We start from the raw sequence: 26,189 nt of genomic DNA, 5'->3' as shown, positions 1-26,189 counted from the left end.
AGGTGACCCATCCTTCAAGGGCGGACCGGTCAAAATTCTGCAGGCCGTGGTCTGTGCAGTAGCGATCGAAATTCTTCAAATACCACAGCCGGGATGCGCAATGAATGCCCATGCTTTCCTTGAAGCCAAGGAAACGTTCAAGATCGGGCGCGAACACACTGGTGAACCTGGGCCCGTTCACCGGATGACTCCTTGCCGGATCGGGAGCGGGAGCACGCACGCGCGCATATGCTCGGTGTCAGTACTCAAATAGACGTCGGTGGAATCAGGGCTTGAATGGCCCAAAACCGCCGATATCGTTGGCAGCGGTGTCCCTGCACGCAGGAGCTTGGAGGCCGCATTGTGGCGTAGCAACCTTGTCCCCACCCTTGTACGTTCCAACCCTGCTGTTTTGAACACCCGCGCGGTCACTCGATAAATCGCCGCGTGGCCCGCCAGTTCAGTATGGGGCGCCACCACACGCAAAAACACGTGCTCGTCCACAACGTTCGGCCGCTCACCAAGGACGTACTCTGCAAGTTTCCCCGCGATCGCAGGAGGCAACGGCATTGTCAGCGGATTGCTGGTCTTCTGTTGGACGATCCCGACCGTCCGCCCTCGCCAGTCGATGTCCTGCAAACGCAGGGAAACAAGATCACACGCCCTCAGGCCGGTCACCAGCGCCAGCAGTGTGATCGCTGCGTCACGTGCGGAAACTTGCCCATTCATGCAGGCTTGAACAACAATTTCTTCTTCGTCGTTGCCCAGCAAGGGAACGATGCCGTGGTGACGTTTCACCCCGGCCATTTTCAGTGCATTGAGCAGGTCGACACGTTGGGTGAAGTTCAGGAACGGACGGAAACTCGTGACCGCAGACCACAACGCAGTTTTCGCCCAGCGATCGCTCAATGATTCCAGGAACCCAAATACACTGGCCCCGTCGGCCTCCTGAAGGGACATGATTCCGTTGGCCTCCAAATAGAGGAGGTAATCGCACGCGGCACGACTGTAAGCGCTCTGGGTGGCCACTGCCAGACCGCGCTGCTCCATCTCCGCCGACCACGCAGCCAAGAGCACGGTGAAATCCTTTGACTGCGGAACAACCCGACCACCGCCGTGCCTTTTCGCCGAAAGGTCCACCTGCCCGGTGAACACGTAGGAGTCGAAGACTCCAGCCAAGCGGGCAAAGTCCGCACGCGGCCTCGGACTGAATACCTTTCCAGTGCGTGGGTCTGCAGTCATCACGGCAAAGTCGGCACCTAACGCAGGCGAATATTCTTCACCACGATCTTGAGCGAGTATTTCCAACCACCGAATTGCGTTGCGGTACTGGACAATCGTTAGCTTCGCATGGCCGTCGGCTTCCAACGCAGCAACAACCCGCTCGCCAATCTCTCTGACCTTCGTATCCATGACATTCCCCTTTCACCGGGTCTATGGATACGACGACGGTAACCCCGCAATGAGTCCCCAGCACTAAGCCGAAGAAAGAATCCCGATTCCCCGAGTAGCACGGCCCACAACACAGTTCCTCGGCTTAGCGTTTTCCTCGGCATAATCCGCGTGCACGACCTGGGGGATGCCGTGGATTCCGAAGATTCCCTTCATCATTTCCACCGCCAGCGCCCCGGATTCGGTGGCGTGGACGTGCGCGCCGACTATGAATCTGGAATGGATATCGATCATCATGTAGCAGTCGAAGTACTTGCCCCTGACCGGGCCCGCAAGCTTTGTAATATCCCACGTGAACACCTGCCCCGGGGCGGTGGCGACCAGTTCAGGAACCGTCCGGGGCGGGTGCTTAGCCAGCCGGCGGCGTTCTTTGACCTGCTTGTTTTCCTCCAGCACACGATAGAAGGTCGACAGGGATCCCAGATAGATTCCCTCGTCCAGCAGCTTCGTATAGACCTGCATGGGTGCCAGGTCCACGAACTCCAGCGAGTTCAGCGCGGCCAGGATCTCCGCCCGCTCAGCGGCGCTGAGCTTGTTCTGCGGCAACACCGCATGGTGGTCCCGCGGCGGTGCCGGTTTGCGGTTCGCGGTCGTCCTGGAAACGCCGGTCAATGCCGCCGCCCGGCGTGATGGAATCTTCAGTTCCAGCATCGACCGGTACGTTGCCATCAGCGTTTCTTGGATCGGGGCTCGTCCGGCATATCCTCTGAGGCGCTCTCTAAGAACGCCTGTAGTTTTCCCATCAGGTCCAGGGCTGCCTCGGTCTTCTTCAACCGGCTCTCGCTCACCTCTAACTGGCGGCGCAAACGCGCGTTCTCGGCCTGGTCCGCCGAGAGTTTCCCGATCGATTCCCCGGCCTTCTTTCCGGCCAGGACGCCGGCGTCCCTCAGCCGCCTCCATTCGGTCATCTGCGACGAGTACAGGCCCTCTGTGCGCAGGAAAGCACCACCCTCATTGCTCTCGCAGGCATTCTCATATGCCGCCAAGAACTCGAGCTTCTGGGCCGGGGTGAATGACCGGCGAGGCCGCGGCCCGCCGGCCCGCGGCCCAGAACTACTACTACTACTACTACTACTACTACTACTACTACTACTACTACTACTCACAGCACTATCTTCGCGTACTGCACTCAAAACTGGACTGGACATGATGACTGGATTCCTGGCTCTCGCCCCACGCGATTAAACGGACTTGCTACGAGCCCCTGGTACCGTTCCAGCCTGACACGTAGGGCTGCAGCGTCCCGCTGCACCCACCGGTTCCGCGGACAACGAGAAGAGGCCACCCGTCGGGGTGGCCTCTTCTCGTTGCTATGTGTCAGCCTGTGGTGTCAGCCGATCTTGCGGGCGGCGCGCCGCTTGACCAGTTCGTCGTCGGGAAAGGACTGTTCGACGGCGTGTTCGCTCGGCAGGGAAGCCAGACTGCCTTCGACTTCGCGCCAGACCCTGCCCACGGCGATGCCGAAAACACCTTGGCCGCCCTGGACAAGATCGATGACCTCGTCAGCGGATGTACATTCGTAGACGCTCGCACCATCGCTCATAAGGGTGATCTGCGCCAGGTCTTCCACACCGCGTTCGCGCAGGTGTTCCACCGCGGTGCGGATCTGCTGGAGGGAAACACCGGTGTCCAGGAGCCGTTTGACTACCTTGAGGACGAGAATGTCCCGGAAACCGTAGAGCCGCTGTGAGCCCGAGCCGGCGGCGCCGCGGACTGCTGGCTCAACGAGCCCGGTCCGTGCCCAGTAGTCCAGCTGGCGGTACGTGATCCCGGCCGCCTTGCAGGCGGTGGGGCCGCGGTATCCGGCGTCCTCATCAAGGACGGGAAGGTCTTCGGTAAACAGGAGGCCCTGGGCACCGCTCGCGGGCACAGCCACACCAGCCGTTGTGGGCTGTTTCAGCCCGCCTGCTTCGCCTTTGGGACTCACCTGGATCCTCCTTCATATAAGCTCCCGGGGGACCACTGCATCAGCCGGTGCACGCATGAAGTCCATGCATGTAATTTCGCGGGGGTCGTACTTTTACAGTGTGACTTGCGCGGCTGCTCTAAGCAATGGGAGCTTGATACCTTCGACGTTAGGCCCGCCGCGCCCCAAGGTCAAAGATCCAGGCCTCTTTGTGCAGGCGTGTCGGAAGTTTCAGGCTCAACTTTAACCTTAACGTGACCTCAGCCGTCGAAGTCTTCCGGCTCAACATCGTCCAGGAACTCACGGAACCGCCGCAGTTCGCGCTCCTCGTCGACCGTGGGGCCCGGGTCAGTGTCCTCACCCTCGTCATGCTCGGTGATGCGGACTCCGGCTTCATCCATCACGGAGTCGGCACACCAGATTCGGCACTTGGCCCGCAACGCGACCGCGAGGGCGTCCGATGCGCGTGAGCTGACGGTGGTGCCGTTCTCGAACTGGAGCTGGCCATAAAAAATGTTGTCCTCAACGGCCACAATGTTGACGCTGACAACCGAGTGGCCCAGGGATTCCACCACGTCCACCAGGAGGTCGTGGGTCATCGGGCGCGGAGGCACCACCCCTTGCTGGGCCAGGGCGATGGCACTTGCCTCCGGAGTCCCGATCCAGATGGGAACGTGGCGTTCGCCGTGGATCTCGCGCAGCAGGACGAGCGGCTGGTTGGACGGCAGTTCGATGCGAACGCCGACTATCTCCACTTCGATCATCAGATGTCCATACGTGAGATGCGGTCCTGGACCAGAGCCCGGTGCAGGACCAGGCAGAGGTCGCTGATTTCGCGGGCGGCTTCCGCAGCCCGCGCCTGCGACGCGGAATCGCGCCGGGACGCGAGCGGTGCAACTGCCCGCTCCACGAGCCCGAATTCACGTTCCGCGGCGGCCTGGAACGGACGCAGGTGGCGCGGTTCAAGGCCGTGGCTCTCCAGTAGCACGCAGGCACGGGCAACCTGGAGGGCGTGCTCGTCGAACTTGCCGTTGCTGTGGTTGATCAGTCCGAAGCTCAGCAGGGAATGAAGCAACGGAATGCTGGCACCGGATTCAGTCCGCAGCTGTTCCTCGCTGAATTTCCGGCCGCGGTTCTGAAGCTCCACGGCCAGTTCATCCGAAACGATCCGAGGCGAAACCACGACGCCGGGCGGCAGGTTCTCCGGCCGTTCTCCCCTGTCAATCGCATCAAGGTAGTCCTTAATGACTTTCAGTGGCAGGTATTGGTCCCGCTGCAGCGCCAGCACGAAACGGAGACGCTCGACGTCGCCGTCCGAGTACTGCCGATATCCGGCCGGAGTGCGGCGCGGATTAATCAGGCCTTTTTCCTCCAGGAATCTGATTTTCGACGCGGTCATACCCGGAAAGTCGCCGCTCAGCTGCGCGAGGACTTCCCCGATGTTCAGAACTTGGGGCCCCCGGCGTTCCGGTTGTGCCATTGCCACAGGCAAGTGTCCCGGGATCAGGCGCGGCCTGCTGCGCGGGCAGGGCTCAGGTAGAAGGTGAGACGGAATTTGCCGATCTGGACTTCGTTCCCGGACTTCAGCTCAACACTGTCCACGCGGTCGTGGTTAACGTACGTGCCGTTGAGGCTGCCGGTATCCACCACTTCAAAGCTCCGCGCTGTGCGGCGGAACTCGACGTGGCGCCGCGATACGGTGACGTCATCCAGGAAGATGTCCGCGTCAGGATGACGGCCGGCCGTGGTGGTGTCCGTATCAAGCAGGAAGCGGGCACCCGCGTTCGGACCGCTGTGGGCAACCAGAAGCGCGGAACCGGCCGGCAGTGCCTCCACGGACGAATGCTCGTCCATGGACAGCTTGGGGGCGATCGTGGGCTCGTCCGTGACGGGGGTGAGATGAATCGAGGTGGTCTCCGAAGCCCTGGCTGCACCTGTGCCGTGCTCGCCTTCGGCAGGGACCTGTTCGTGGCCAACCATGGATTCCTCCTCTTTCGCTGCAGCTCTCACGCCTGCAATCAATATTTGCCCTGACGGACCCGCCTCGCGGATCCGTTGCCGGGCACCGATCCGGCCACTGACGTGCGAAGACGCCCGCTGGCCGGACCGGATGAACCCGGTAGCTTCAGCCTACCTGCTGTTCGTACTCGGATGCACTGAGCAAGGATTCCACAGCGTCTGCTTCGGCAAGCCGGATTTCGATCAGCCAGCCGTCGCCGTACGGATCGGAGTTGATCAAAGCCGAATCGGTATCGAGGGATTCGTTGCGTGCGACGACTTCGCCGCTCACCGGAGCATAGATATCGCTGACACTCTTGGTGGATTCGACTTCGCCAACGACGTCGTTAGCGGTGACTTTAGTACCCGCTTCCGGCAGCTGGGCGTAGACAACATCTCCGAGTGCGTCCTGCGCGAAGTCGGTGATGCCCACCCGGACCACGCCGTCGGCGCTCGGTGCGGATACCCACTCGTGCTCGGCAGTGTAGGACAGGTCTTCGGGAATGTTGCTCATCAGGGGCCTTTCATCGGGTCAATCACCAATGTCAACGGGGCCTGGAAAACAAGCCGCCGCTGAAAGTATAGGCACAACTCCACGGGCGTTCGAGGAGGATTCTGACATGATGAGACGCATGAGAACACACTCACAGGAATCGCCCGCGAAACAGGCGAACTGGACTGCGCGGATCATCCTCGTTGTGGTGGCGCTTGTGGTCCTTACAGCCGCCTACTTTGCCTTTGCGGCTATCCTCCCGGTCTGGTGGGCGAATGTTATCCGCAACCAGGTCCAGGGCAAACTCGGGGCCGGCATCCTGGTGGGAATGTTTCACGGGTTTGTTTTCACGTTCGTCCCCCTTCTGGTGGCCTGGCAGGCAACGCGCAAATCGGTGAGCTGGCCCTGGAAACTGACCATCCTCGTCTCCGCTGTGGCCCTCGCGTCCCCTAATTTGCTGACCGCCGGAATCATGTTCGGCAGCTCGCAGGCCGCCCACAACGGACAGCGGATCCTTGGCACCGAGGCCACTTGGTTCGCTATGTGGACGCAAATCTCAGCCATCGCCGCCGCTGTCAGCTTTGTTGTTGGCCTGGTCCTGTGGAGGGTCTGGCGGCAGCGCGGCAAAAAGATGAGGGCGCTCAGGAAGGCAGATGCCGAGCGCTCCATGGCGGCGAAGGCGGCCAATGACACCGCGGCCAGCTCACCTGTTCCTGAGGCACCGGCCCCCGCCGACAGCCAGGCTGACCGCAGGTAAAGCCGTGCCGGAGCTACCCGAGGTTGCAGGCCTGGCCGGTTTCCTGGACGAGCACTTGCGCGGAGCGGTGGTGCGGAAGATCCAGATCGTCTCCTTTGCGGTGCTGAAGACAGCGGATCCGCCCTTCACCGCGTTGGAGGAGTGCACCATCAGCGGCGTCCGCCGGTTCGGAAAGTTTGTCAGCCTTGACACCGACGGACCTTCGTTCGTCTTCCACCTCGCCCGGGCAGGATGGGTACGTTTCACGGACTCACCCACCGGCACCCAGCTCCGGATGGGAAAGGGCTACATCGCTGCCCGGCTGGCGTTCAGCGGGCCGGACGGTGCCCATGGCATGGATCTGACCGAGGCGGGCACCAAAAAGAGCCTGGCCGTGTACGTGGTGCGCGATCCCCAGGATGTGCCGGGCATCGCGGCCCTCGGGCCGGACCCGTTCAGCGCAGCGTTCGACGCCGACATGCTGGCTGAAATTCTTGGCTCAACGTCCCAGCAGATCAAGGGAGCCCTGCGGAGCCAGGGCGTGATCGCGGGGATCGGAAACGCCTACAGCGACGAGATACTGCATGCTGCAAGGATCTCCCCTTTTGCTACCGCCAAGTCCTTGGACCGCGACACGGTGCAGTCGCTGTACGACGCCATCCACAGCGTGCTCGGAACCGCCCTGGCTGAAGCCAAGGGGAAACCACCCAGCGAGCTCAAGGACGTCAAACGCGGCCATATGCGCGTCCATGCCCGGACCGGCGAGGCTTGCCCGGTGTGCGGTGACACAGTCCGGGAGGTGTCTTTCGCCGATACGTCCCTGCAGTACTGTCCAACGTGCCAGACCAAGGGAAAACTCCTGGCGGACCGCAGGACATCGAAGTTCCTGAAATAGGCCAGGCGACGAGACATGCAAAAAGGACGGCACAAAACAGAAGCGTCCCGGAGAAAATTCTCCGGGACGCTTCTGTTCTGGTCGGGCTGACAGGATTTGAACCTGCGACCCCTTGACCCCCAGTCAAGTGCGCTACCAAGCTGCGCTACAGCCCGTTAGTTCCGCCGTTCTCCGCTGCGTTTACTCCTGATGTTAGCCAGGATTTCAACTCAGCAGTCCGGCCGAACCACCTTGAAAAGCTTACACGATTCCGGAGGGTGCAAGTGACACTTGGCCGCCTGCACGTCCCCCGCGTGTCCTAATTAACGCTTCTTGCCACGCTTTTCGCGGACCCGCATGTTGACCTCGATGGGCGTGCCCTCGAAACCGAATGTTTCGCGGAGCCTGCGGGTGATGAAACGGCGGTAGCCCGGGTCCAGGAACCCGGTGGTGAACAGCACAAACTTCGGCGGCCGGCTGGACGCCTGCGTGCCGTAGAGGATGCGCGGCTGCTTTCCGCCGCGCACCGGGTGCGGGTGCGCGGCCACAAGCTCGCCGAGGAAGGCATTGAGCTTGCCGGTGGGGATGCGCCGGTCCCAGTTCTCCAGCGCCAGGTCCAGGGCGGGAACCAGGCGGTCCTTGTGCCAGCCGGTCAGCGCGGATATGTTGACCCGCGGCGCCCAGGCCACGTGGGCCAGGTCCTGCTCGATTTCGCGCTCCAGATAGGTGCGGCGTTCGTCGTCGAGCAGGTCCCATTTGTTGAAAGCCAGCACCAGGGCACGGCCCGACTCGATGGCCAGCTGCAGGATGCGGACGTCCTGCTCGCTGAGCACCTCGTCAACGGCGAGAAGAACGACGGCGACCTCCGCCTTCTCGAGCGCGGCCTGCGTCCGGAGCGAGGCGTAGTAGTCGGCGCCCTGAGCCATGTGCTGGCGGCGCCGGATGCCCGCCGTGTCCACAAAGCGCCAGGTGCGGTCGCCGAGTTCAATGAACTCATCCACCGGATCACGGGTAGTACCGGCGGTGTTGTCCACGACTACGCGTTCGGACCCTGCAAGCTTGTTCAGCAGCGATGACTTGCCCACGTTCGGGCGGCCGATCAGCGCGATGCGGCGCGGGCCGCCCGAGCGTTCCAGGCCCTCAATCGTGGAGAACTCCGGCAGGGTGTCCATCACGTGGTCCAGGAGGTCGGCGACGCCGCGGCCGTGCAGGGCGGAAACGGGGTAAGGCTCGCCGAAGCCGAGGCCCCACAGGGTGGCGGAGTCCGCTTCCTGGGCGAAGTCGTCCACCTTGTTGGCCACCATGATGACCGGCTTCTTGCTGCGGCGGAGCATCTTCATGACGCCCTCGTCCGTCGCGGTGGCGCCCACCGCGGAGTCGACGACGAAGAGCACGGCGTCGGCCATTTCCACGGCCATTTCCGCCTGTTCGGCCACCCGGGCGTGGATGCCGCGGGCATCGTGCTCCCAGCCGCCGGTGTCCACGACCGTGAAGTTGCGTCCGTTCCAGTGTGCCGAGTACATCACCCGGTCCCGCGTCACCCCGGGAGTATCCTCGACCACGGCTTCGCGTCGGCCCAGGATACGGTTTACGAGAGTGGATTTGCCCACGTTGGGACGGCCGATGATGGCCAGCACGGGATCGAGCTTGACCGGTCCGTCAAAGTCCTCGTCGTCGAATTCCCCGCTCAGAAGGGCGGCGTCTTCGTCGTCGAGTTCGTAGTCGGCCAGGCCGGCGCGGAGCGACGCGGCACGCAGCTCCGCTTCGTCGTCGTCCAGGGCAGCCAGCCGCTCGGCCACCTGGTCCGTGCCGGTGGGCGTGTATTCGTCTTCGCCGGCGCCGGAGTGGCCGGAGGTTTGAGTCGTGTCGCTCATTGCACTTTCCTTAGTGGTCATCTGCCGGCGTCCCGGCTACTGCTGTGAAGTTCGTGCGGAAATCCGCGTGGGGCAAAGGCTGCCCACTGTGTTGGATGGTCTCCTGGACGTGCCCCGAAAGCGCAGCGCGGATTTCCATTCCCGCCCTGTCCATTGAAGCACGGCCCGTTTCGCCGGGGTTTCGGCTGAGGGTCAGCGCGTGGCCGAAGCTGACGTGGAACCGCCGCCCCGGCCTGGGTACTGTGTCGAGGTGTTCGTTGCCAGTCCGGGTGCCGAGGATCGCCACGGGAACCACTGGGGCGCCGGAGTTCAGCGCCAGCCAGGCCACCCCGTTGTTGATGTCCGTTGCCTGGCCGCTCCCCCTGGTACCTTCCGGAAGAATCCCGATGCAACGGCCGGCGTCGAGCATGTTTTTGCCCAGCAGCAGCGCTGCCCGGTCCCCGGAGCGGTCCACCGGCAGCTGGCCTGAGGCCCGAAGGACCCCTCCCAACACTCCCTTGAACATCTCCTTCTTAACCAGAATGTGCATGGGGCGCGGCGACGCACCGAACATCACGGGCCCGTCCAGGAAACTGATGTGGTTGCCTGCAAAAATCACCGGCCCGCCTGTCGGCACGTTGTCCCGGCCAGTGACGGACGTCCGGTACACCACATGATCAAGCAGCCAGCCGACGGGCCGGCTCCAGGTCATGGTCCAGCCGGAGGGAAGACGCACGCCGCCGTCAGTCACGGTTGAGCACCTTCGTGACGATCACAAGCGCCGCATCCACGGTCTCGGCGAAGTCCAGATCGGAAGAATCGAGGGTGACAACACCGTCGGCAGCCTGGGTGAAGTTCACCACCGTGGAATCCTTGGCGTCGCGCTGGGTTACCTGGGCGGTGAGCTGCTCCGCATTCTGCGTGCCGCCCAGCTGGATGCCGCGGCGGCGAAGCCGGGCTTCCTCACTGGCCGTGAGCAGCATGCGGACTTCAGCGCCCGGCGCGACGACGGTGGTGATGTCCCGGCCCTCCACCACGATGCGGCGGTGGTGCTTTTCAATAAGCTCACGCTGCCGGCGGATAAGTTCGGTCCGGGCACCAAGGGTGGTGGCCACCGTACTGACCGCTGAAGAAATTGCCGGTTCGCGGATGGCGTCCGTAACATCTGCCCCATCCACGCGGACGTAGTCCTCCCGCGGTGTGGTGCTCAGTTCCAGGACCAGGTCCCGGGAAGCCTGCTCCACGGCAGCGGCGTCGCTGAGTTCGATTCCGGTGGTGACGCAGAACCAGGTCAGGGCCCGGTACATGGCGCCCGTGTCCAGGTAGGCAAGGTGCAGCCGGCGGGCCACTTCCTTGCTCACGCTGGACTTGCCAGAGCCTGACGGCCCGTCGATGGCCACCACCAGGGGTCTGCCGAGGCGCAAGGCCGGAAGGGTGTCAAGAAGTTCTTGTGTCATTACTGCAATACCCGCCATCCGCGGTCGTTGAGTGCTTCGATCAGATGGTCATGCTTGTTCGGCAGCACGGACAGTTCCACCATGCCCACGTTCTGGCCCGAGGAATGGTCCAGCCGCAGGTCTTCCACGTTCACGCCGATCTCACCGATTTCGGTGAGGAGCTGCGCGATCTGTCCCGGCCGGTCATCAACCAGGACCGTGAGCCAGGAGTAGGCCTGCGGCGGCCCACCGTGCTTGCCCGGGATACGGGCCTGCCCGGCATTGCCTTCGCTGATCAGCTGGGCCAGGTCAAGCCTGGCGCCGGGCGCCAACGGTTCCTCGAGCGTGCCGATGAGCCGGTTCAGGTCCGCGCGGACCCCGTAAAGGATCTCCACGACCTTCCCCGCGTTACCGCCCAGGATCTGGACCCACAGCGTGGGATCGCTCGCGGCGATCCGAGTGACGTCCCGGAGCCCGTTGCCCGCGAGGGACAGCGCATTGAGCGGCGTCCCCTGCAGCCGGCTGGCCAGCAGGGAGGACATGATCTGGGGCAGGTGCGACACCAGGGCCACGGCTTCGTCGTGTTCGTCGGCGGTGAACTGGGAAACCACAGCGCCCAGGTCGGTCGCCAAGGAACGCGCCGTCTGCACGGCCGCTGCGGATGACTCCGGGCCCGGGCAAACCACCCACGGCATGGACGTGAAGAGCTCGCCGCGGGCCGCAACCGGACCGGACTTTTCGCGCCCGGCCATCGGATGGGTGCCCACATAGCGGCTGAGGCCCGCGCCGCGGCCGCCCAGCTCCGCCAGGATGGCGGCTTTGACGCTGGAGATGTCCACCACCACGGAATCCGGGTAGTCGGCAAGCGCCCGCGCCACGACGTCGGCGGTCACGTCCGGCGGTGCCGCCACCACCACAAGCTCCGGCGCCGCGTCCCCGAGCTGGTCCAGGGGCTGGCCGGCACCGATATCGACGGCCACCGCCTGGTTGGTGGGCGACGGGTCAGACAGGAACACTGGCACGCCGCGTCCACGCAGGCCAAGCCCGATGCTGGCACCGAGCAGGCCGGTGCCAATCACCACGACCGGTCCGTTGAGGTGTCCCCGCCCGTGGGAACGAAATGCGGACATGCCTCAGAGTCCTACGGATGCCAGCAGGTGGCCGACTTCCTGCTTGCCAAGGTTGCGGATGCTGCCCTGGCGCTGGTCACCCAGGCCGATGGGGCCCACCTTGACGCGCACCAGGCGCAGGACCGGGAATCCGACGGCGTCGAACAAACGCCGGACAATCCGGTTCTTGCCCGAGTGCAGGACCACTTCGATCAGCACGTGGCCCGGAGTGGAGTCCACCAGCTTGAAGGAGTCAACGGAGGCGAAGCCATCCTCAAGTTCCACACCTTCCCTGAGCTGGGCGCCGACGCCCTGCGGGAACGGACCACGGACCTGGACCAGGTAGGTCTTGGGGACCTCATAGGACGGGTGGGTCAGCCGGTTGGCCAGTTCGCCGTCGTTGGTCAGCAGCAGCAGCCCTTCGGTGGCAACGTCCAGCCGGCCCACGTGGAACAGGCGTTCGCCCAGGTGGGTCTTCCGCACAAAATCGCTGATGCAGGGACGGCCGTCGGGGTCCTCCATGGTGGACACCACGCCCTTGGGCTTGTTGAAGACCATGTAGACGAGGTTTTCATCCAGCTGGATGCGCAGGCCATCCACGTGGATGACGGCTGTTTTGGGGTCAATGCGGACACCAAGCTCAGTGACCAGCTGGCCGTCGACTTCCACCCGGCCTTCGGAGATCATCTCTTCACAGACGCGGCGCGACGCCACGCCGGCCTGTGCCATGACCTTCTGCAGGCGGGTGCCATCGGCGTCGTGCATTTCAGACTGCGGAACCGAGCCGCGGGGTCCGCGCTGGCGGGCAGGCTTGCGCACGGGACCAAGGTTCTGGCCGAAACGTTCGCTGCCAAAGGCGCGGGAGGCCGCGGCTCCGGGCCGGCCGGTGCGCGGCTTGGGCTTGAGCGCGCCCGGAGTGCCGGGAGCCTTGTTGGCGCCCGGCTTGCGGGCGGCAGGCTTGCGCGCTGATGTGCTGCCGGCAGGCTTCCAGTCGGAGGCACCGCGGCCGGCCGGCGGCGACGCCGGGGCATCACCGGGATCGACAAATGGCTCCTCGCGCGGCCTCGGGGCCTTGTGCGGGCGGTCTCCGCCGCCGAATCCAGCATTGCGCTTGCCGGCGCCGGCACGGAAACCGCCGCCTGCCGCGCTGGGGCGGCCGCTGCCGCCCTGTGCAGGGTTACGGCTGGCGCCGCCCTGTGCAGGGTTACGGCTGGCCGCTGGATTGCGGCTCGCGCCGCCCTGTCCGGCATTGCGTTCTGAACTGTTGCGTCCCGAACTATTACGTGGTGAACCCTGGCGTCCCGCCTGTGTCATGACCCGTCCTTCGTTATTTGGCCGGCTGGTTGCCCAAGGACAACCCTAGCCAGCCATGCAGAAATTATCTGCACTTATGAATATTCGTGTGCGCACGCGGGATTTCCCGCCTACATTCTGTCGGCGTTGTAGAACTCCGCGATGCCCTCAAGCCCCGGAAGATGGGGTGAAAGCTGAGGCAGTTCCGCTGCGGAGCCGATTCCCATCCGTTCCAGGAAATACGACGTGGTCCGGTAGAGGATGGCACCCGACTCAGGATCATGTCCTGAATCTTCGATCAGCCCGCGCTGGGTCAATGTCCGTACGACAGAATCGACATTGACTCCTCGAATTGCGGACACCCTGGCCCTGGAGACAGGCTGGCGGTACGCGATGACGGCCAGTGTTTCCAAAGCTGCCTGTGTGAGCCTGGCCGTCTGACCCTCAAGCACAAACCGTCCGACGATCTCGGCGAAGTCTGCGCGGGAGTAGATCCGCCAGCCACCGGCGATGTTCCGCAATTCGAAACCCCGGGGGCTGGCGCTGAAACCAGCATCGCTGGCATCGTCCATGTCCGGGGCTTTAACAGTATAGCCGCTATACTCCCGCTGCAGTTCCGCCAGCAACTGCTCGACGACGGCGACGGTCAGATTCAGGCCGGCGGCCAGTTCGATGGCGGTGGCCGGCTGGTCCAGGACCATCAGGACCGCCTCGAGTGCAGCCCCGGCGCCGCCGGGAAGATCCCGGACGTCGACGCCCGGATCCGGAAGTTCTTGGCTCACGGCAGTTCCTCGTATTCTTCGCTTAGGTTTTCTGTTGACCATTCCCGGCCATCCACTGTCCAGTGCACGGTGAGATCGCCAAGCGGCGACACCTGGTCAAAGGACACTGCCCTGTCCCGGAACATCTCCAGCAAGGCCAGGAACCTGGCCACCACTATCATCGTGGAAGCGGCGTCGGCGATCAGCGCGCGGAAAGAGAGGGGCTTTCCCAGCTGGAGCCGGAGCCCGAGGATCTCGGCCTGTTCCTTCACGCTGACGGCACTGCCATGCAGGTGGGAAAGGCCCACCTCGGTGGGCCGCGGCGCCTTGGGCTTCAGGGCGGACTCGGCCAGGCGGGCGAACTGTTCCGGCGAGTGCCTCCACACCAGTTCCGGGAGCATGGCGGCAAAGTGCTCCTCCAAGGACACCTGACGCGGGAACCGGCCGGCTTCCCGTTCAAGGGTTCCAGCCATCAGGGCCGCCACCTGTTTGAATGCCTTGTATTGGAGAAGCCTCGCAAAAAGGAGGTCCCGCGCTTCCAGCAGTGCGATGTCTTCATCGTCCTCCACCTCGCCGGCGGGCAGGAGCCGCGCCGCCTTGAGGTCCAGGAGGGTGGCGGCGATGACCAGGAATTCACTGGCTTCGTCCAGTTCCCATTCCGCGCCGAGCTTCTGCAGCTTCCTGATGTACTTGATGAACTCATCAGTGACGGTGGCAATGGCCACCTCGGTAATATCCAGCTGGTGCTTGGCGATCAGGCCCAGCAAGAGGTCGAACGGGCCGGTGAAGTTGGCCAGCCGCACCTCAAAGCCGGGTTTGGACTCGGCCACGGCCTGGCTAGGGCGCTCCGCCGCGCGAAATCAGCTCTTTGGCCAGGCGGCGGTAGGCATCGGCACCGATGTGGCTGCCGGCGTAGCTGGTGATCGGCTCGGCCGCGACGGTGGCGTCCGCGAACTTGATGGAACGTTTGATGACAGTCTCGAAGACTTTGTCACCGAAGGCTTCCACCAGGCGGGTGATGACTTCCCGGCTGTGGAGCGTACGGGCGTCGTACATCGTGGCGAGGACACCGTCAACCTGCAGGCCCGGATTCAGCCGGTCCTGGACCTTGTCGATGGTTTCCACCAGCAGGGCTACCGCCCGGAGGGCGAAAAACTCGCAGATCAGCGGAATGATCACGCCGTGGGCGGCGGTCAGGGCGTTGACCGTCAGCAGGCCGAGGGAGGGCTGGCAGTCAATCAGCACAACGTCATAATCGTCTTCGACTTTTTTCAGCGCCCTGTCCAGGACCTGTTCACGGGCCACTTCGTTGACCAGCTGCACTTCTGCGGCGGAAAGGTCGATGTTGGCCGGCAGCAGGTCCACGTTTTCAACGCCGGTCCGGTGGATGGCGTCGCGGATGTCCACCTTGCGATCCATGAGGACGTTGTACACCGTCAGGTCCAGTTCGTGCGGGTTGATGCCGAGGCCCGCGGACAGCGCACCCTGCGGATCGAAGTCAACCAGCAGTACCTTGCGGCCGTATTCGGCGAGGGCCGCTGCCAGGTTGATGGTGGACGTGGTCTTACCAACGCCGCCCTTTTGGTTCACCATTGCGATCACGCGCGCGGGACCGTGGGACGACAGCGGGGCGGGTTCCGGAAATTCGCGGTGGGGGCGCCCGGTGGGGCCCATCACGGCGTCTTCCAGATCGAGTTCCGTGCCTTCCAGAGTTGCCGAACCCTGTTCGCTGCTCACGTATCTATCCACACTTTCGATGACGGTGATTTTCCTGCCGCTGGAGCTCCAGCGCTGATCCTGCTTTCAACCTAGGCTACAGGCCCCGACACGGTATTCGAGGGAACTTGACTTTAGCGGGAATCTGAGCCTTTACCTTCTACTAGAGGTCGAAGGTTAGGCCGCCGGACGCAGAAAATGCCCGCGCAAGCCGGGGCTGTGCGGGCATTCCTGCGTGTTCATGATTCGGTGCCGACGGCCGCTTACGCGTTGGCCAGCGCCGGCGCCTTGGGGGAATCGGACAACGGCTCGCCGTGTCCTGCGATCATTGTCTGCTCGTCGAAGGGGGCCTGGCCCGAGAGGACTTTGCCGACCTGCTGGTTGTCGATTTCCTTGACCCAGGTGCCGATCAGTACGGTGGCGACGGCGTTGCCGGTGAAGTTGGTCAACGCACGTGCCTCGGACATGAACCTGTCGATGCCCACGATCATGCCGACGCCGCCCAGCAGCTGCGGCGCGTGCGCCTGGAGGCCTGCAGCAAGGGTGGCCAGGCCGGCACCGGTGACGCCGGCAGCGCCCTTGGAGGCGATGATCATAAAGACCAGCAGGGAAATCTGGGCGCCCAAATCCAGCGGGGTGCCCATCGCGTTGGCTACGAACAGGGCGGCCATGGTCAGGTAGATGGCCGTGCCGTCCAGGTTGAACGAGTAGCCGGTGGGGACGGTGACGCCGACAACTGGCTTGGAGACGCCCAAGTGTTCCATCTTGGCGATCAGGCGCGGCAGGGCTGCTTCCGAAGAGGAAGTCGAGAAGATCAGCAGATACTCGCGGGCCAGGTACTTCATGAGCTTGAAGATGTTGACACCGGCAACCAGCCGCAGGAGTCCGCCGAGGATGACGACGATGAACAGGGCGCAGGTGATGTAGAAGGCCATCATCAGGGTAAACATGCTGACGATCGCCTGGAAGCCCGTCGCACCGACCACGGCGGCGATGGCGCCGAAGGCACCCACGGGGGCGAGCCACATGATCATGATGAGGATGCGGAACACCAGCACCTGGCCGTGGCCGATGGCCTTGAGGATCGGGGCGCCCTGCGTGCCCATCTTCTGGAGCGCAAAGCCGACCAGGATCGCTGCGAACAGCGTCGGCAGGACCGGGACGTCGGAAGGGATGATTCCCAGCAGGAAGTCCACAGTGCTGTCCGTAGCAGCCTTCTTGGTGGGGTCGTAGGGCGTGAGCTTGAGGCCCTCACCCGGGTGGATCAGATTGCCCACTACCAGGCCGATGCCGAGCGCGAACGTGGACATCAGCAAGAAGTAGCCCAGCGCCAGGCCGCCCACCTTGCCGACCGTCGCGGCTTTGGCGATGGAGCCGATGCCCAGGACGATGGTGCAGAAGATGATCGGTGCAATCATCATTTTAATGAGCTTGATAAAGCCGTCGCCGAGCGGCTTCAGTGATTTGCCAACCTCGGGAAACAGCAGGCCGACGACGGCGCCCAGGATAACGGCGGCAATAACGGCAATGTATAGGTAATGGGATTTGTCCAGGCCCTTGCGACGCGTTTTCACGGTGCCGAGCGACTCTCCTCGTTGAGAAGCCATGATGTGTCTCCTTGATATATGGATAATCTGGTAGACGCTGCGGCGCATTCTCTGGGCTCTTCGCGTCGGTCCGGTGTGATATCCATCATTGGCCATACCGTGACTTAGCTCACGGTTGCGTTCATATTGGTCATGGGAGGTGCTTGATGATCCACCGCTGGAGTATCGCGCGCCGGCTGTTTGTGGCGAATCTGCTCATTGTGCTGGCCTTCATTGCGATTGCGGGCACCGTTGCGTTCGTAGATGCCAGGGACCGGAGCTATGAGGAAGCCGGCCGGCGGATGACGGGTGTTGCTGCCGCCGTCGCCGCTAATCCACTGGTCCGCCAGGCCGCAGACCAGACGGATCCGTCCGCGTTGCTCCAGCCCTACGCCCTGGACGTTATGGCCGGGTCCGGGGTGGACTTCCTCACCATCATGGCGCCGGACAGGACGCGCTGGACGCATCCCCGGAACGAGGAGCTGGGCAGGCCGTACATCGGCTCGATTGAGGCTCCCCTGCGCGGGGAGGTGTTCACCGAGGTCACAGCAGGAACGCTTGGCCCGTCGGTACGCACGGTTGTTCCGGTTAAGGATGCGGCGGGCAACGTCAAGGCACTGGTCGCTGCCGGCGTTACGGTCCGGACTGTGGACGTGGCGCTCTCCGGCCGGCTGCCCGCCCTGCTGGGTCTCGGCCTGGCCCTGCTGGTAGGCGGATCCCTGGCTTCCTGGCTGCTGGGCCACTACCTGCGCCGGGTGACCAGGGGGTGGGGTCCGGAGCAGCTGGCGCAGCTGTTCGCCTACTACGAATCGGTCCTGCATTCCGTGCGTGAGGGTCTGATCCTGATCGACACCAAAGGCCGGGTGGTGATGTACAACGACCAGGCAGCCGAGCTGCTGGGACTGCAGCCCCGCGATTCGGCAGACGACCCGTCGCGGCCGCCCTTCCTGACGAACCTTCCGCTGGCCCCCAGCCTGAAAGAACTCTTCGAATCCGGCCGTGCAGCCCACGATGAAATTCACCTGACAGGCCCGCGGATTGTGGTGGTGAACCAGGGCCCGGCCGTCGGGCCCGACTCCCGCGGCCTCCGCCGGGCGCCGGTGTTCGGCACCGTGGCCACCATCCGCGACCGGACAGAGATCGAATCACTGGGCAGCGAGCTGGAAACGATGCGGACGCTGTCCGACGCCCTCCGTGCCCAGACCCATGAGCACGCCAACCGGCTGCACACCATGGTTTCCCTGCTGGAGCTGGGGCGGACCCGGGAGGCCCTGGAATTCGCCACCAAGGATCTCGAACTGAGCCAGCAACTGACTGACGAGATGGTGAGCTCCGTGGACGAACCCGTCCTGAGCGCCCTGATCATGGGCAAAGCTGCGGAAGCGAACGAGCGCGGGGTGAAGCTGACGCTCTCCACCGACGGGTCCGCGTCCGTCGCGGGCCTCGCGGTCCAGGACCTCGTCACCATCCTGGGAAACCTCCTGGACAACGCGATCGACGCCGCCGCGGACGGCGCGGCCCCCAGGACTGTGGAACTGACCGTTGAGTCAGACGCCGAGGGGCTGGACATCACCGTGGAGGATTCCGGATCGGGCGTGGACCCCGCAGCCGTGGAGGATATTTTCCGGCACGGCTTCAGCACCAAGGCATCCGGCCCCTTCGGACGCGGCATTGGCCTGGCCCTCGTCCGCCAGGCCGTGCAGCGACTGGACGGTACCATGAGCATCACAGGCACGGATGGCGCACGCTTCCAGGTCTTCCTGCCGGCCATGGCCGCCGGAACCGACAAAGAGGAGCAGTTCCAGTGACCGATATCCGCGTCCTCGTTGTGGAAGACGAGCCGGTGGCGTCGGCCGCGCACGCAGCCTACGTGGGCAGGATGACAGGATTTATGCTGGCCGGAACGGCCCCTGACGGCCAGTCCGCCCTCAGGCTGCTGGGCGAGCTCGCCGCTGCTGGCGAGCCGGTGGAACTGGTCCTGCTCGACATGAACCTGCCGGACCTGCACGGCCTGGACATCGCCCGGCGGATGCGTGCGGCAGGAATCCTCGCGGACATTATTGCGATCACCGCGGTTCGGGAAGTGGCGATTGTCCGGAGCGCGGTGGCCATCGGTGTTGTGCAGTACCTGATCAAGCCCTTCACCTTTGCCACGTTCGAAGACAAACTCTCGAGCTACCGGTTGTTCCGGCAGCAGCTGGCAACCCCTGGGTCCGGAGCCGGGAGGACCGGCGCATCCCAGAGCGAGGTTGACCAGGCCTTCGCAAGCCTCCGGGCGCCATCTGAAATGCCCCTCCCGAAGGGCCTTTCCGTCTCCACGCTGGGCTCGGTCCGGGACTACCTGAAACACAACTCGGGATCCGTTTCGGCCACAGAGGTCATGGTGGCGCTTGGAATGTCCCGGGTGACGGCCCGCCGCTACCTCGAATACCTCGCCGACGCCGGCATCGCCTCCCGGGCGCCCCGCTACGGCACGCCCGGCCGGCCGGAAAACGAGTACGCCTGGAAGCGGCCCTGATACTACAGGCATGTTTTCCCTGGAGCCCCAGGCTAGGCAGCGGAGATGGCTTCCTTCAGAGCCCCCAGCACCAGGGTCACCGACGCGGCGTTTGCGTTGGGGCCCATCAGGCCGATCCGCCAGATGCTGGAAGCGTACTTGCCCGCCCCTGAGCCAATCTCGATGCTGAAATGCTCCAGAAGATAATGGCGTACGGCCGCGGAGTTGACGCCGTCCGGGACCTTGACAGTGGTAAGGCTGGGCAGCCGGTGGCCCTCGGCCGCGAACAGCTCAAGTCCCATCTCCTGGAGCCCCGCCTGCAACGCGGCCCCTGCCGCGCGGTGGCGCGCCTGGACCGTGTCCAGTCCCTCGGCCAGAATTCTTTGCAATCCCGCCTCCAATCCGGCGATCATTGTCACCGGTGGCGTGTGATGGTACGTTCGTCCGCTGCCGGTGGCGGCCCCGGCGTAACCGCCCAGCAGGCCGACGTCCAGGTACCAGGAGCGGGGATCCTTGATTCTTCGCTCGAAGGCCCTGCCCGACATTGTGAAGGGAGAGTCCCGGCGGCACACCGAGGCATTTCTGGGTGCCGGCATAGCCGACGTCGATTCCCCAGTCGTCGGCGCGCAGCTCCAGCCCGCCGATGGATGTGACGGCGTCAACAATCAACAGCGCATCACCCTTGTTCTGCCCGAGCGAAGCGACGTCGGACAGGACGCCCGTTGACGTTTCGGCGTGGACTGCCGCAATCACCTTCGGCTGTGGGTGAACGGTCAGAACGCGCTCGACGTCGATGGGCGTACCCCATTCGTGGTCAACGCGCACCACAGTCGCGCCGCAGCGGCGGGCCACCTCACACATGCGTTCACCGAAGAGCCCGTTGACGGCGATCACTGCCACGTCACCGTCATCCACGGTGTTCACAAAAGCCGCTTCCATACCACCGGAACCGGTGACGCTCAAAGGCAGAGTGCGGGCATTCCGAGTCCCCCAGACCGTGCGGAGGCCCTCGCAGGTGTTGTCGAGCCGTTCAATGAAGACGGGATCCAGGTGCCCAATCACCGGATGCGCCAACGCGGCGGTCACTTCCGGGTAGCAGTTGCTCGGTCCCGGACCGAACAGGAACCGCGACGTCAAAGCCTGTGGCATTGGAACTCCTTCGTTGGGGGACGCTTTGCCCCTGTCGGGCCGATCACAACCACAATGGCGGCGAAGAAGAACATTGCCGGGGGCTCACAGCCTAGACTTCTTTGGGTCTTGGGGTATTACAGCGGGTATTAGACGGCGCTTTCCGGCCGGAGCACGCCCAGCAACTGCCCGATCACCTCCGGATCCTCAATCGTTGAGGGCACAATGTAGTCGTCGCCGTCGGCAATCTGGCGCATGGTCTTGCGCAGGATCTTGCCTGACCTGGTCTTGGGGAGTGCTTCGACCACCGCGGCGTGCTTGAAGTCGGCCACCGGCCCGATGTCCTTCCTGACAAGGGCGATCAGCTCGCGGACCACCTCGTTCCCGTTGGCGGTCACGCCTGCCTTGAGTACCACGTAGCCGCTGGCGTGCTGACCCTTGAGGGGATCCGCCACACCGATCACGGCACATTCGGCGACTGCGGGGTGGCTGGCAATGACCTGCTCAATCGCGCCGGTGGACAGCCGGTGGCCAGCCACGTTGATGATGTCGTCGGTCCGGCCCATCACAAAGACGTAGCCGTCGGCATCCTGGTAGCCGCTGTCGCCTGTGGCGTAGCTGCCTTCAAAGGCCGCAAGGTACGAGGATACATAACGGTCGTCGTTCTGCCAGAGGGTGGTCAGGGTGCCGGGAGGCAAGGGAAGCTGCAGGACAATGTTGCCCTCCTCCCCCGGCTGCACCGCAGCTCCGGAGCCGTCCACAATCTTCAGGTCGAAGCCGGGCATGGGCACTGTCGGTGACCCGGGCTTGAAGGGAAGGTCCTCCAGCCCGCGCGGGTTGGCGCAGATGGCCCAGCCAGTTTCGGTCTGCCACCAGTGGTCCACCACCGGAACACCCAGGACCTCACCTGCCCAGCGGTAGGTGTCCGTGTCCAGCCGCTCGCCGGCGGCAAACAGCGATCGAAGGGTTTCAATGTCGTAGTGGGCCAGTTCCGCAGCATGTGGGTCTGCCTTACGGATCGCGCGGAGGGCAGTGGGCGCAGTGAACAGGACGTTGACTTTGTGGTCCTGCACGACGCGCCAGAATGCTCCCGCATCAGGGGTCCCCACGGGCTTGCCCTCGAAGAGGACAGTGGTGGCACCGGACAACAGCGGGCCGTAGACAATGTAGGAATGCCCCACCACCCAGCCGACGTCGGACGCGGTCCACATCACGTCACCCGGACCGACGTCGTAGATGTTTGCCATGGTCCAGCTGAGCGCGACAGCATGGCCACCGTTGTCCCGAACCACCCCCTTCGGCGTGCCGGTGGTGCCCGAGGTGTACAGGATGTACAGGGGATCGGTTGCTGCGACGTCCACTGCTGCCGCCGGGGCGGCAGCCTTAATGCACCGGCCCCAGTCCAGCCAGTCCGGATACTCGGAGGCGTGGTGCGCAAAGCCTTCCCGGCCCTTGACGATGACGGGCGTCTGCCCGGCACCGGCGAGTTCGAGCGCTTCGGCAACCGCCGGAAGATACTCCACCCTTCGTGAGGGCTCAATCCCTCCCGATGCCGTCACAATCGCTGCCGGACCAGCATCCTTGATGCGGGCGGCGAGTTCCTTGGGCGCGAACCCGCCGAAGACCACCGAATGCACGGCCCCGAGCCGGGCCGTCGCCAGCATCGCGATGGCGGCCTCGGGAATCATGGGCATGTAGATGACTACCCTGTCCCCTTTGCGGACTCCCTGCGAGCGCAGCACACCCGCGAACCGTGCCACGAGGTCTGTCAGTTCGGCGTAACTGTACGTGCGCTTGATCCCCAGCATCGCGGAATCGTAGATGAGGGCAGCCTGGTCCCCGCGGCCGGCCTCAACGTGGCGGTCCAGGGCGTTGTAGCTCGTATTGAGTATGCCATCGGGAAACCAGCGGAACAGCGGGGCGGCCGATCCATCAAGCGCCGTTTCCGGAGTCCTGGACCAGGTCACGCCGCCTGCTGCCTCGAGCCAGAAGGCGTCCTTCTGTTCGATGCTGCGCGAATATGCTTCCCGGTAATTTCCGCTGACCATCATGGGCTCCAGTTCACGTCGCTGTGTTGCCACCATGCTATGCGGGCAACCCTCCCCAGACAAGACCTATGTATACATACGTGCGATAATTTCCCCCACTAACCGGCTTTTACTGGGCTATTTAGCAAATTTTGTATACACTGGGGCCTATGAGCAGATTGACGGGAGGGACTGTGCGGGCCAGCGACAAAGCCTATGCAACGCTTCGCGAAGACATTATCGAATGGCGCCTGACGCCCGGAACGGTCCTCGCCGAAGTGGAGCAGTCAGAGCGGCTGGGCGTCTCACGCACTCCGGTCCGGGAGGCGCTGAGCCGGCTCAGCGCAGAAGGGCTGACGACGGCGGCGGGCGGCCGCGGCGTCGTCGTCACCGATATCTCGCTGGAGGACATCGATGAGATGTTCGAGCTCCGCGAAACCCTGGAAGGCAAGGCTGCTGCCCTCGCTGCCGAACGCGGCGAGCGCGCTGTCTTTGCGAAGCTCCACGCCGATCTCCTGCGGGCGCAGGAGCTGATCAGCGACACCGATCCTGCCCGCCATGAGTACTACGCCCTGGTGGGCCGGCTGGATGAGGCGATCGACGCTGCCATCTCAAACTCCTACCTCGCGCAGGCGATGCGCAGCCTGCGGGTCCATCTGGTCCGGGTCCGCCGCCTCGCGGCCGATGACGCACCGCGACTGAACGCGGCCGCCGTCGAACACGCGGCCATTGCCGAGGCCATCGCCGCAGGCAACGCCAGGCTCGCCGAAGCAGCCACCACCCTGCACCTGCACCGCAGCCTTTCCCACGTCAAAGCTACCCACCCACAGCACTAAGAAGGAGCACCATGGTTAAGCTCAACCACGTCCGCGTCTACAAGAGCGAAGAGAACCTCGCCCGTGAAGACCAGTTGGCGCACAAGATCGCCGTCGTTGCCGCTGACTCCGTCGAGGTCACGCCCGAGGTCACCGAGATGGTCATCAACCGTGTCATCGACAATGCTTCCGTAGCCATCGCCTCCCTGAACCGTGCACCGATTGTCGCTGCCCGGGCCCAGGCACTGACCCACGCACCGACCACCAACGGCAAGGGCTCCGGCGTCTTCGGCATCACGGACCGGGTCTCCCCCGAGTGGGCAGCCTGGGCGAACGGCGTGGCCGTCCGCGAGCTCGATTACCATGACACCTTCCTGGCCGCGGAATATTCCCATCCGGGCGACAACATCCCGCCGATTCTCGCCGTTGCCCAGCACGTCGGATCCAGCGGGAAAGACCTGATCCGCGGCATCGCCACCGGCTACGAGATCCAGGTCAATCTGGTCAAAGCGATCTGCCTGCACCAGCACAAGATCGACCACGTGGCCCACCTCGGCCCGTCCGCCGCTGCCGGCATCGGCACACTCCTGGGACTCGACGTCGAAACCATCTTCCAGTCGGTGGGCCAGGCCCTGCACACCACCACTGCCACCCGCCAGTCCCGCAAAGGCGAAATCTCCACCTGGAAGGCCCACGCACCCGCGTTTGCAGGCAAGATGGCCGTCGAAGCCGTGGACCGCTCCATGCGCGGCCAGACTTCCCCCGTGCCGATCTACGAGGGCGAAGACGGTGTGATCGCCTGGATGCTGGACGGTCCGGACGCCTCCTACGAGGTCCCGCTGCCAGAGGCCGGCGAAGCCAAGCGCGCCATCATGGACACGTATACCAAGGAACACTCTGCCGAATACCAGGCCCAGGCCTGGATCGACCTCGCCCGCAAGCTGCACACCGAGCACCCGGAGGCCCCCGACCCGGCCAACGTGGCCTCAGTCCTGATCAAGACCAGCCACCACACGCACTACGTAATCGGTTCCGGTGCCAACGATCCCCAGAAGTACAGCCCCACGGCAAGCCGGGAAACCCTGGACCACTCCATTCCGTACATCTTCACCGTGGCACTCCAGGACGGCTCCTGGCACCACGCGGACTCGTACAGCTCCGAACGTGCCGGCCGCGCCGACACCGTGGAGCTATGGAACAAGGTCAGTACCGTGGAAGACCCCGAATGGACCCGCCGCTACCACTCGCTGGACATCGCCGAGAAGGCCTTCGGCGGTTCCGTGGAGATCACCCTGAACGATGGCACCGTCATCACCGATGAGATCGCCGTAGCCGACGCCCACCCACTCGGCGCCCGGCCGTTCGCCCGCCAGCAGTACATCAATAAGTTCCGCACCCTGGCAGCAGGCCTGGTCGCCGAGGCGGAAATAGAGCGTTTCCTCGCCGCCGCCGAATGCCTCCCGGACCTGGGCCCGGGCGAACTGGACCAGCTGAACATCACGGCCGCCCCGGGCGTCATCGACCTCAGCAACGCACCCGCTGGCCTTTTCTAAGCTCTGCCTACCCACCCCGTACAGGAGAATCAGATGCTGTATTCCACGACAACCCCGGAACAGAAGAGGATCGCGCTGCGCGACATGCTCGCGTCCGGCACCATCCAGCAGTTCCCGGGCGCGTTCAACCCGCTCTCGGCGCGGCTGATCGAGGAAAAGGGCTTCGCCGGTGTCTACGTCTCCGGTGCCGTGCTGGCCAATGACCTTGGCCTGCCGGACATCGGGCTGACCACCCTCACCGAGGTGGCCACCCGTGCCGGTCAGATCGCCCGCATGACCAATCTACCCACGCTGGTGGACGCGGACACCGGCTTCGGCGAGCCCATGAACGTAGCCCGCAGCATCCAGGAACTGGAGAACGCCGGCCTGGCCGGCTGCCACATCGAAGACCAGTTCAACCCCAAACGCTGCGGGCACCTGGACGGTAAAAACGTGGTGGACCTGGAAACGGCAACCAAGCGCATCCGTGCCGCGGCTGATGCCCGCCGGGATCCGAACTTCCTCATTATGGCCCGGACCGACATCCGGGCCATGGACGGGATCGAAGCCGCCACGGACAGGGCACGGGCCCTGGTTGATGCCGGAGCGGACGCCATCTTCCCGGAAGCTATGAAGGACCTGTCCGAGTTCCAGGCCATCCGCGACGCCGTGGACGTGCCCATCCTGGCCAACATGACCGAGTTCGGCAAGAGCGACCTGTTCACCGTGGACGAGCTGCAGGGAGTAGGCGTCAACATGGTCATTTATCCTGTCACGCTGCTACGCATTGCCATGGGCGCAGCAGAGCGTACTCTGGAATCGATCAAGGCAACAGGGTCGCAGGAAGCACAGGTGGAGAACATGCTCACCCGTGCGCGGCTTTATGACCTTGTGGACTATGAGGCCTACAACCACTTCGATACCGGCGTTTTCAACTTCCACGTTCCCGGCGTCCGCTAGGACCCGGGAGCCACCGAGGAGACTGCAAGCATTCCGGC

General features: G+C 64.1%; 22 protein-coding genes, 1 tRNA gene and 3 pseudogenes. 7 read left to right on the top strand and 19 right to left on the bottom strand.

The window, feature by feature from the left end:
* Positions 1-177: 177 nt before the first annotated feature.
* The 7 genes and pseudogenes from ACQCSV_RS08460 to gcvH all read right to left on the bottom strand — a co-directional run bounded on the left by ACQCSV_RS08460 (position 178) and on the right by gcvH (position 5,849).
* Complete coding sequence (locus ACQCSV_RS08460) at positions 178-1,392, bottom strand: tyrosine-type recombinase/integrase (RefSeq protein WP_426938917.1); 1,215 nt, start codon at positions 1,390-1,392, stop codon at positions 178-180.
* 144 nt (positions 1,393-1,536) lie between these two features.
* Positions 1,537-2,537: pseudogene (locus ACQCSV_RS08455) on the bottom strand (IS3-like element ISAar46 family transposase); the annotation flags it as partial.
* A gap of 224 nt (positions 2,538-2,761) precedes the next feature.
* Positions 2,762-3,358, bottom strand: coding sequence for a MerR family transcriptional regulator (locus ACQCSV_RS08450; RefSeq protein ID WP_354154385.1), 597 nt, complete (start codon positions 3,356-3,358; stop codon positions 2,762-2,764).
* A 239-nt stretch (positions 3,359-3,597) separates the two neighbouring features.
* Entirely contained in the window at positions 3,598-4,101 is a 504-nt protein-coding gene (locus tag ACQCSV_RS08445) for a bifunctional nuclease family protein (RefSeq protein WP_282330579.1), read from the bottom strand.
* Entirely contained in the window at positions 4,101-4,817 is a 717-nt protein-coding gene (locus tag ACQCSV_RS08440; RefSeq protein ID WP_354154386.1) for a MerR family transcriptional regulator, read from the bottom strand. Before ACQCSV_RS08440 ends, ACQCSV_RS08445 begins: the two co-directional genes overlap by 1 nt.
* Positions 4,818-4,840: 23 nt before the next feature.
* Complete coding sequence (locus ACQCSV_RS08435) at positions 4,841-5,317, bottom strand: FHA domain-containing protein (protein WP_354154387.1); 477 nt, start codon at positions 5,315-5,317, stop codon at positions 4,841-4,843.
* A gap of 145 nt (positions 5,318-5,462) precedes the next feature.
* Positions 5,463-5,849, bottom strand: coding sequence for a glycine cleavage system protein GcvH (gene gcvH, locus ACQCSV_RS08430; RefSeq protein WP_354154388.1), 387 nt, complete (start codon positions 5,847-5,849; stop codon positions 5,463-5,465).
* Positions 5,850-5,967: 118 nt separating this feature from the next.
* On the opposite strand from gcvH, the gene ACQCSV_RS08425 reads away from it, so the two are divergent.
* Together ACQCSV_RS08425 and ACQCSV_RS08420 are read left to right on the top strand one after the other, a co-directional pair.
* Complete coding sequence (locus ACQCSV_RS08425; protein WP_354154389.1) at positions 5,968-6,585, top strand: hypothetical protein; 618 nt, start codon at positions 5,968-5,970, stop codon at positions 6,583-6,585.
* Positions 6,586-6,589: 4 nt separating this feature from the next.
* A complete protein-coding gene (locus ACQCSV_RS08420) occupies positions 6,590-7,459 on the top strand; it encodes a DNA-formamidopyrimidine glycosylase family protein (protein ID WP_354154390.1) in 870 nt (289 codons plus the stop codon).
* A 78-nt stretch (positions 7,460-7,537) separates the two neighbouring features.
* On the opposite strand, the gene ACQCSV_RS08415 is transcribed toward ACQCSV_RS08420, so the two are convergent.
* From ACQCSV_RS08415 to ACQCSV_RS08370, 10 genes are all read right to left on the bottom strand, one after another.
* A tRNA-Pro gene (locus ACQCSV_RS08415) sits at positions 7,538-7,614 on the bottom strand.
* A 147-nt stretch (positions 7,615-7,761) separates the two neighbouring features.
* Positions 7,762-9,312, bottom strand: coding sequence for a ribosome biogenesis GTPase Der (der, locus tag ACQCSV_RS08410; protein WP_193340025.1), 1,551 nt, complete (start codon positions 9,310-9,312; stop codon positions 7,762-7,764).
* A gap of 10 nt (positions 9,313-9,322) precedes the next feature.
* Entirely contained in the window at positions 9,323-10,003 is a 681-nt protein-coding gene (locus ACQCSV_RS08405) for a lysophospholipid acyltransferase family protein (protein ID WP_354154420.1), read from the bottom strand.
* A 31-nt stretch (positions 10,004-10,034) separates the two neighbouring features.
* Positions 10,035-10,748 carry a (d)CMP kinase gene (cmk, locus tag ACQCSV_RS08400; protein ID WP_354154391.1) on the bottom strand — a complete coding sequence of 238 codons (714 nt, stop codon included), beginning with the start codon at positions 10,746-10,748 and terminating at the stop codon, positions 10,035-10,037.
* The gene (locus tag ACQCSV_RS08395) at positions 10,748-11,857 is read right to left on the bottom strand and encodes a prephenate dehydrogenase (RefSeq protein ID WP_426939465.1); all 1,110 of its coding nucleotides are present in this window, start codon (positions 11,855-11,857) and stop codon (positions 10,748-10,750) included. Before ACQCSV_RS08395 ends, cmk begins: the two co-directional genes overlap by 1 nt.
* Positions 11,858-11,860: 3 nt before the next feature.
* Positions 11,861-13,150 carry a pseudouridine synthase gene (locus ACQCSV_RS08390; protein ID WP_354154393.1) on the bottom strand — a complete coding sequence of 430 codons (1,290 nt, stop codon included), beginning with the start codon at positions 13,148-13,150 and terminating at the stop codon, positions 11,861-11,863.
* Positions 13,151-13,260: 110 nt separating this feature from the next.
* A complete protein-coding gene (gene scpB, locus ACQCSV_RS08385; RefSeq protein ID WP_354154394.1) occupies positions 13,261-13,911 on the bottom strand; it encodes an SMC-Scp complex subunit ScpB in 651 nt (216 codons plus the stop codon).
* Positions 13,908-14,720 (bottom strand): ScpA family protein, encoded by an 813-nt coding sequence (locus ACQCSV_RS08380; RefSeq protein WP_354224556.1) that lies wholly within the window; start codon positions 14,718-14,720, stop codon positions 13,908-13,910. Before ACQCSV_RS08380 ends, scpB begins: the two co-directional genes overlap by 4 nt.
* Before the next feature lie 7 nt (positions 14,721-14,727).
* The gene (locus ACQCSV_RS08375; protein WP_185263190.1) at positions 14,728-15,627 is read right to left on the bottom strand and encodes a ParA family protein; all 900 of its coding nucleotides are present in this window, start codon (positions 15,625-15,627) and stop codon (positions 14,728-14,730) included.
* 242 nt (positions 15,628-15,869) lie between these two features.
* On the bottom strand, positions 15,870-17,213 hold the full coding sequence (locus ACQCSV_RS08370; RefSeq protein ID WP_354154396.1) for a cation:dicarboxylate symporter family transporter: 1,344 nt from the start codon (positions 17,211-17,213) through the stop codon (positions 15,870-15,872).
* A 146-nt stretch (positions 17,214-17,359) separates the two neighbouring features.
* Here ACQCSV_RS08370 and ACQCSV_RS08365 point away from each other — a divergent pair, with 146 nt between their 5' ends.
* Positions 17,360-19,000 (top strand): ATP-binding protein, encoded by a 1,641-nt coding sequence (locus ACQCSV_RS08365; RefSeq protein ID WP_354224554.1) that lies wholly within the window; start codon positions 17,360-17,362, stop codon positions 18,998-19,000.
* Positions 18,997-19,710, top strand: a complete 714-nt coding sequence (locus tag ACQCSV_RS08360) for a response regulator (protein WP_354154398.1) — start codon at positions 18,997-18,999, stop codon at positions 19,708-19,710. The genes ACQCSV_RS08365 and ACQCSV_RS08360 overlap by 4 nt, the downstream gene beginning before the upstream one ends.
* A gap of 32 nt (positions 19,711-19,742) precedes the next feature.
* Here the strand turns inward: ACQCSV_RS08360 and ACQCSV_RS08355 are convergent.
* Together ACQCSV_RS08355 and ACQCSV_RS08350 are read right to left on the bottom strand one after the other, a co-directional pair.
* Positions 19,743-20,838: pseudogene (locus ACQCSV_RS08355) on the bottom strand (pyridoxal-phosphate-dependent aminotransferase family protein).
* Between the two features lie 128 nt (positions 20,839-20,966).
* Positions 20,967-22,865 carry an AMP-binding protein gene (locus ACQCSV_RS08350; RefSeq protein ID WP_426939545.1) on the bottom strand — a complete coding sequence of 633 codons (1,899 nt, stop codon included), beginning with the start codon at positions 22,863-22,865 and terminating at the stop codon, positions 20,967-20,969.
* Positions 22,866-23,038: 173 nt separating this feature from the next.
* Between ACQCSV_RS08350 and ACQCSV_RS08345 the strand changes: the two are divergent.
* The 3 genes and pseudogenes from ACQCSV_RS08345 (at position 23,039) to prpB (ending at position 26,151) form a co-directional block, all read left to right on the top strand.
* Positions 23,039-23,699: pseudogene (locus ACQCSV_RS08345) on the top strand (GntR family transcriptional regulator).
* Positions 23,692-25,212, top strand: a complete 1,521-nt coding sequence (locus tag ACQCSV_RS08340; RefSeq protein WP_426939464.1) for an MmgE/PrpD family protein — start codon at positions 23,692-23,694, stop codon at positions 25,210-25,212. The pseudogene ACQCSV_RS08345 and the gene ACQCSV_RS08340 overlap by 8 nt, the downstream one beginning before the upstream one ends.
* Positions 25,213-25,245: 33 nt before the next feature.
* Positions 25,246-26,151, top strand: a complete 906-nt coding sequence (gene prpB / locus ACQCSV_RS08335; RefSeq protein ID WP_354224552.1) for a methylisocitrate lyase — start codon at positions 25,246-25,248, stop codon at positions 26,149-26,151.
* The last annotated feature ends 38 nt before the right edge of the window (positions 26,152-26,189 follow it).

The organism is Pseudarthrobacter sp. S3 (assembly GCF_050156905.1).
GTDB lineage: Bacteria > Actinomycetota > Actinomycetes > Actinomycetales > Micrococcaceae > Arthrobacter.
This window is presented reverse-complemented; position numbering and strand designations above follow the sequence as displayed.

Coding starts and splice junctions, on each gene's coding strand:
- ACQCSV_RS08440 (WP_354154386.1), bottom strand. CDS start 4,817: ATGGCACAACCGGAACGCCGGGGGCCCCAAGTTCTGAACATCGGGGAA.
- ACQCSV_RS08365 (WP_354224554.1), top strand. CDS start 17,360: ATGATCCACCGCTGGAGTATCGCGCGCCGGCTGTTTGTGGCGAATCTG.
- cmk (WP_354154391.1), bottom strand. CDS start 10,748: ATGACACAAGAACTTCTTGACACCCTTCCGGCCTTGCGCCTCGGCAGA.
- gcvH (WP_354154388.1), bottom strand. CDS start 5,849: ATGAGCAACATTCCCGAAGACCTGTCCTACACTGCCGAGCACGAGTGG.
- ACQCSV_RS08405 (WP_354154420.1), bottom strand. CDS start 10,003: ATGACCTGGAGCCGGCCCGTCGGCTGGCTGCTTGATCATGTGGTGTAC.
- der (WP_193340025.1), bottom strand. CDS start 9,312: ATGAGCGACACGACTCAAACCTCCGGCCACTCCGGCGCCGGCGAAGAC.
- ACQCSV_RS08370 (WP_354154396.1), bottom strand. CDS start 17,213: ATGGCTTCTCAACGAGGAGAGTCGCTCGGCACCGTGAAAACGCGTCGC.
- prpB (WP_354224552.1), top strand. CDS start 25,246: ATGCTGTATTCCACGACAACCCCGGAACAGAAGAGGATCGCGCTGCGC.
- ACQCSV_RS08390 (WP_354154393.1), bottom strand. CDS start 13,150: ATGACACAGGCGGGACGCCAGGGTTCACCACGTAATAGTTCGGGACGC.
- ACQCSV_RS08435 (WP_354154387.1), bottom strand. CDS start 5,317: ATGGTTGGCCACGAACAGGTCCCTGCCGAAGGCGAGCACGGCACAGGT.
- ACQCSV_RS08350 (WP_426939545.1), bottom strand. CDS start 22,865: ATGGTCAGCGGAAATTACCGGGAAGCATATTCGCGCAGCATCGAACAG.
- ACQCSV_RS08425 (WP_354154389.1), top strand. CDS start 5,968: ATGAGAACACACTCACAGGAATCGCCCGCGAAACAGGCGAACTGGACT.
- ACQCSV_RS08340 (WP_426939464.1), top strand. CDS start 23,692: ATGGTTAAGCTCAACCACGTCCGCGTCTACAAGAGCGAAGAGAACCTC.
- ACQCSV_RS08445 (WP_282330579.1), bottom strand. CDS start 4,101: ATGATCGAAGTGGAGATAGTCGGCGTTCGCATCGAACTGCCGTCCAAC.
- ACQCSV_RS08460 (WP_426938917.1), bottom strand. CDS start 1,392: ATGGATACGAAGGTCAGAGAGATTGGCGAGCGGGTTGTTGCTGCGTTG.
- ACQCSV_RS08395 (WP_426939465.1), bottom strand. CDS start 11,857: ATGTCCGCATTTCGTTCCCACGGGCGGGGACACCTCAACGGACCGGTC.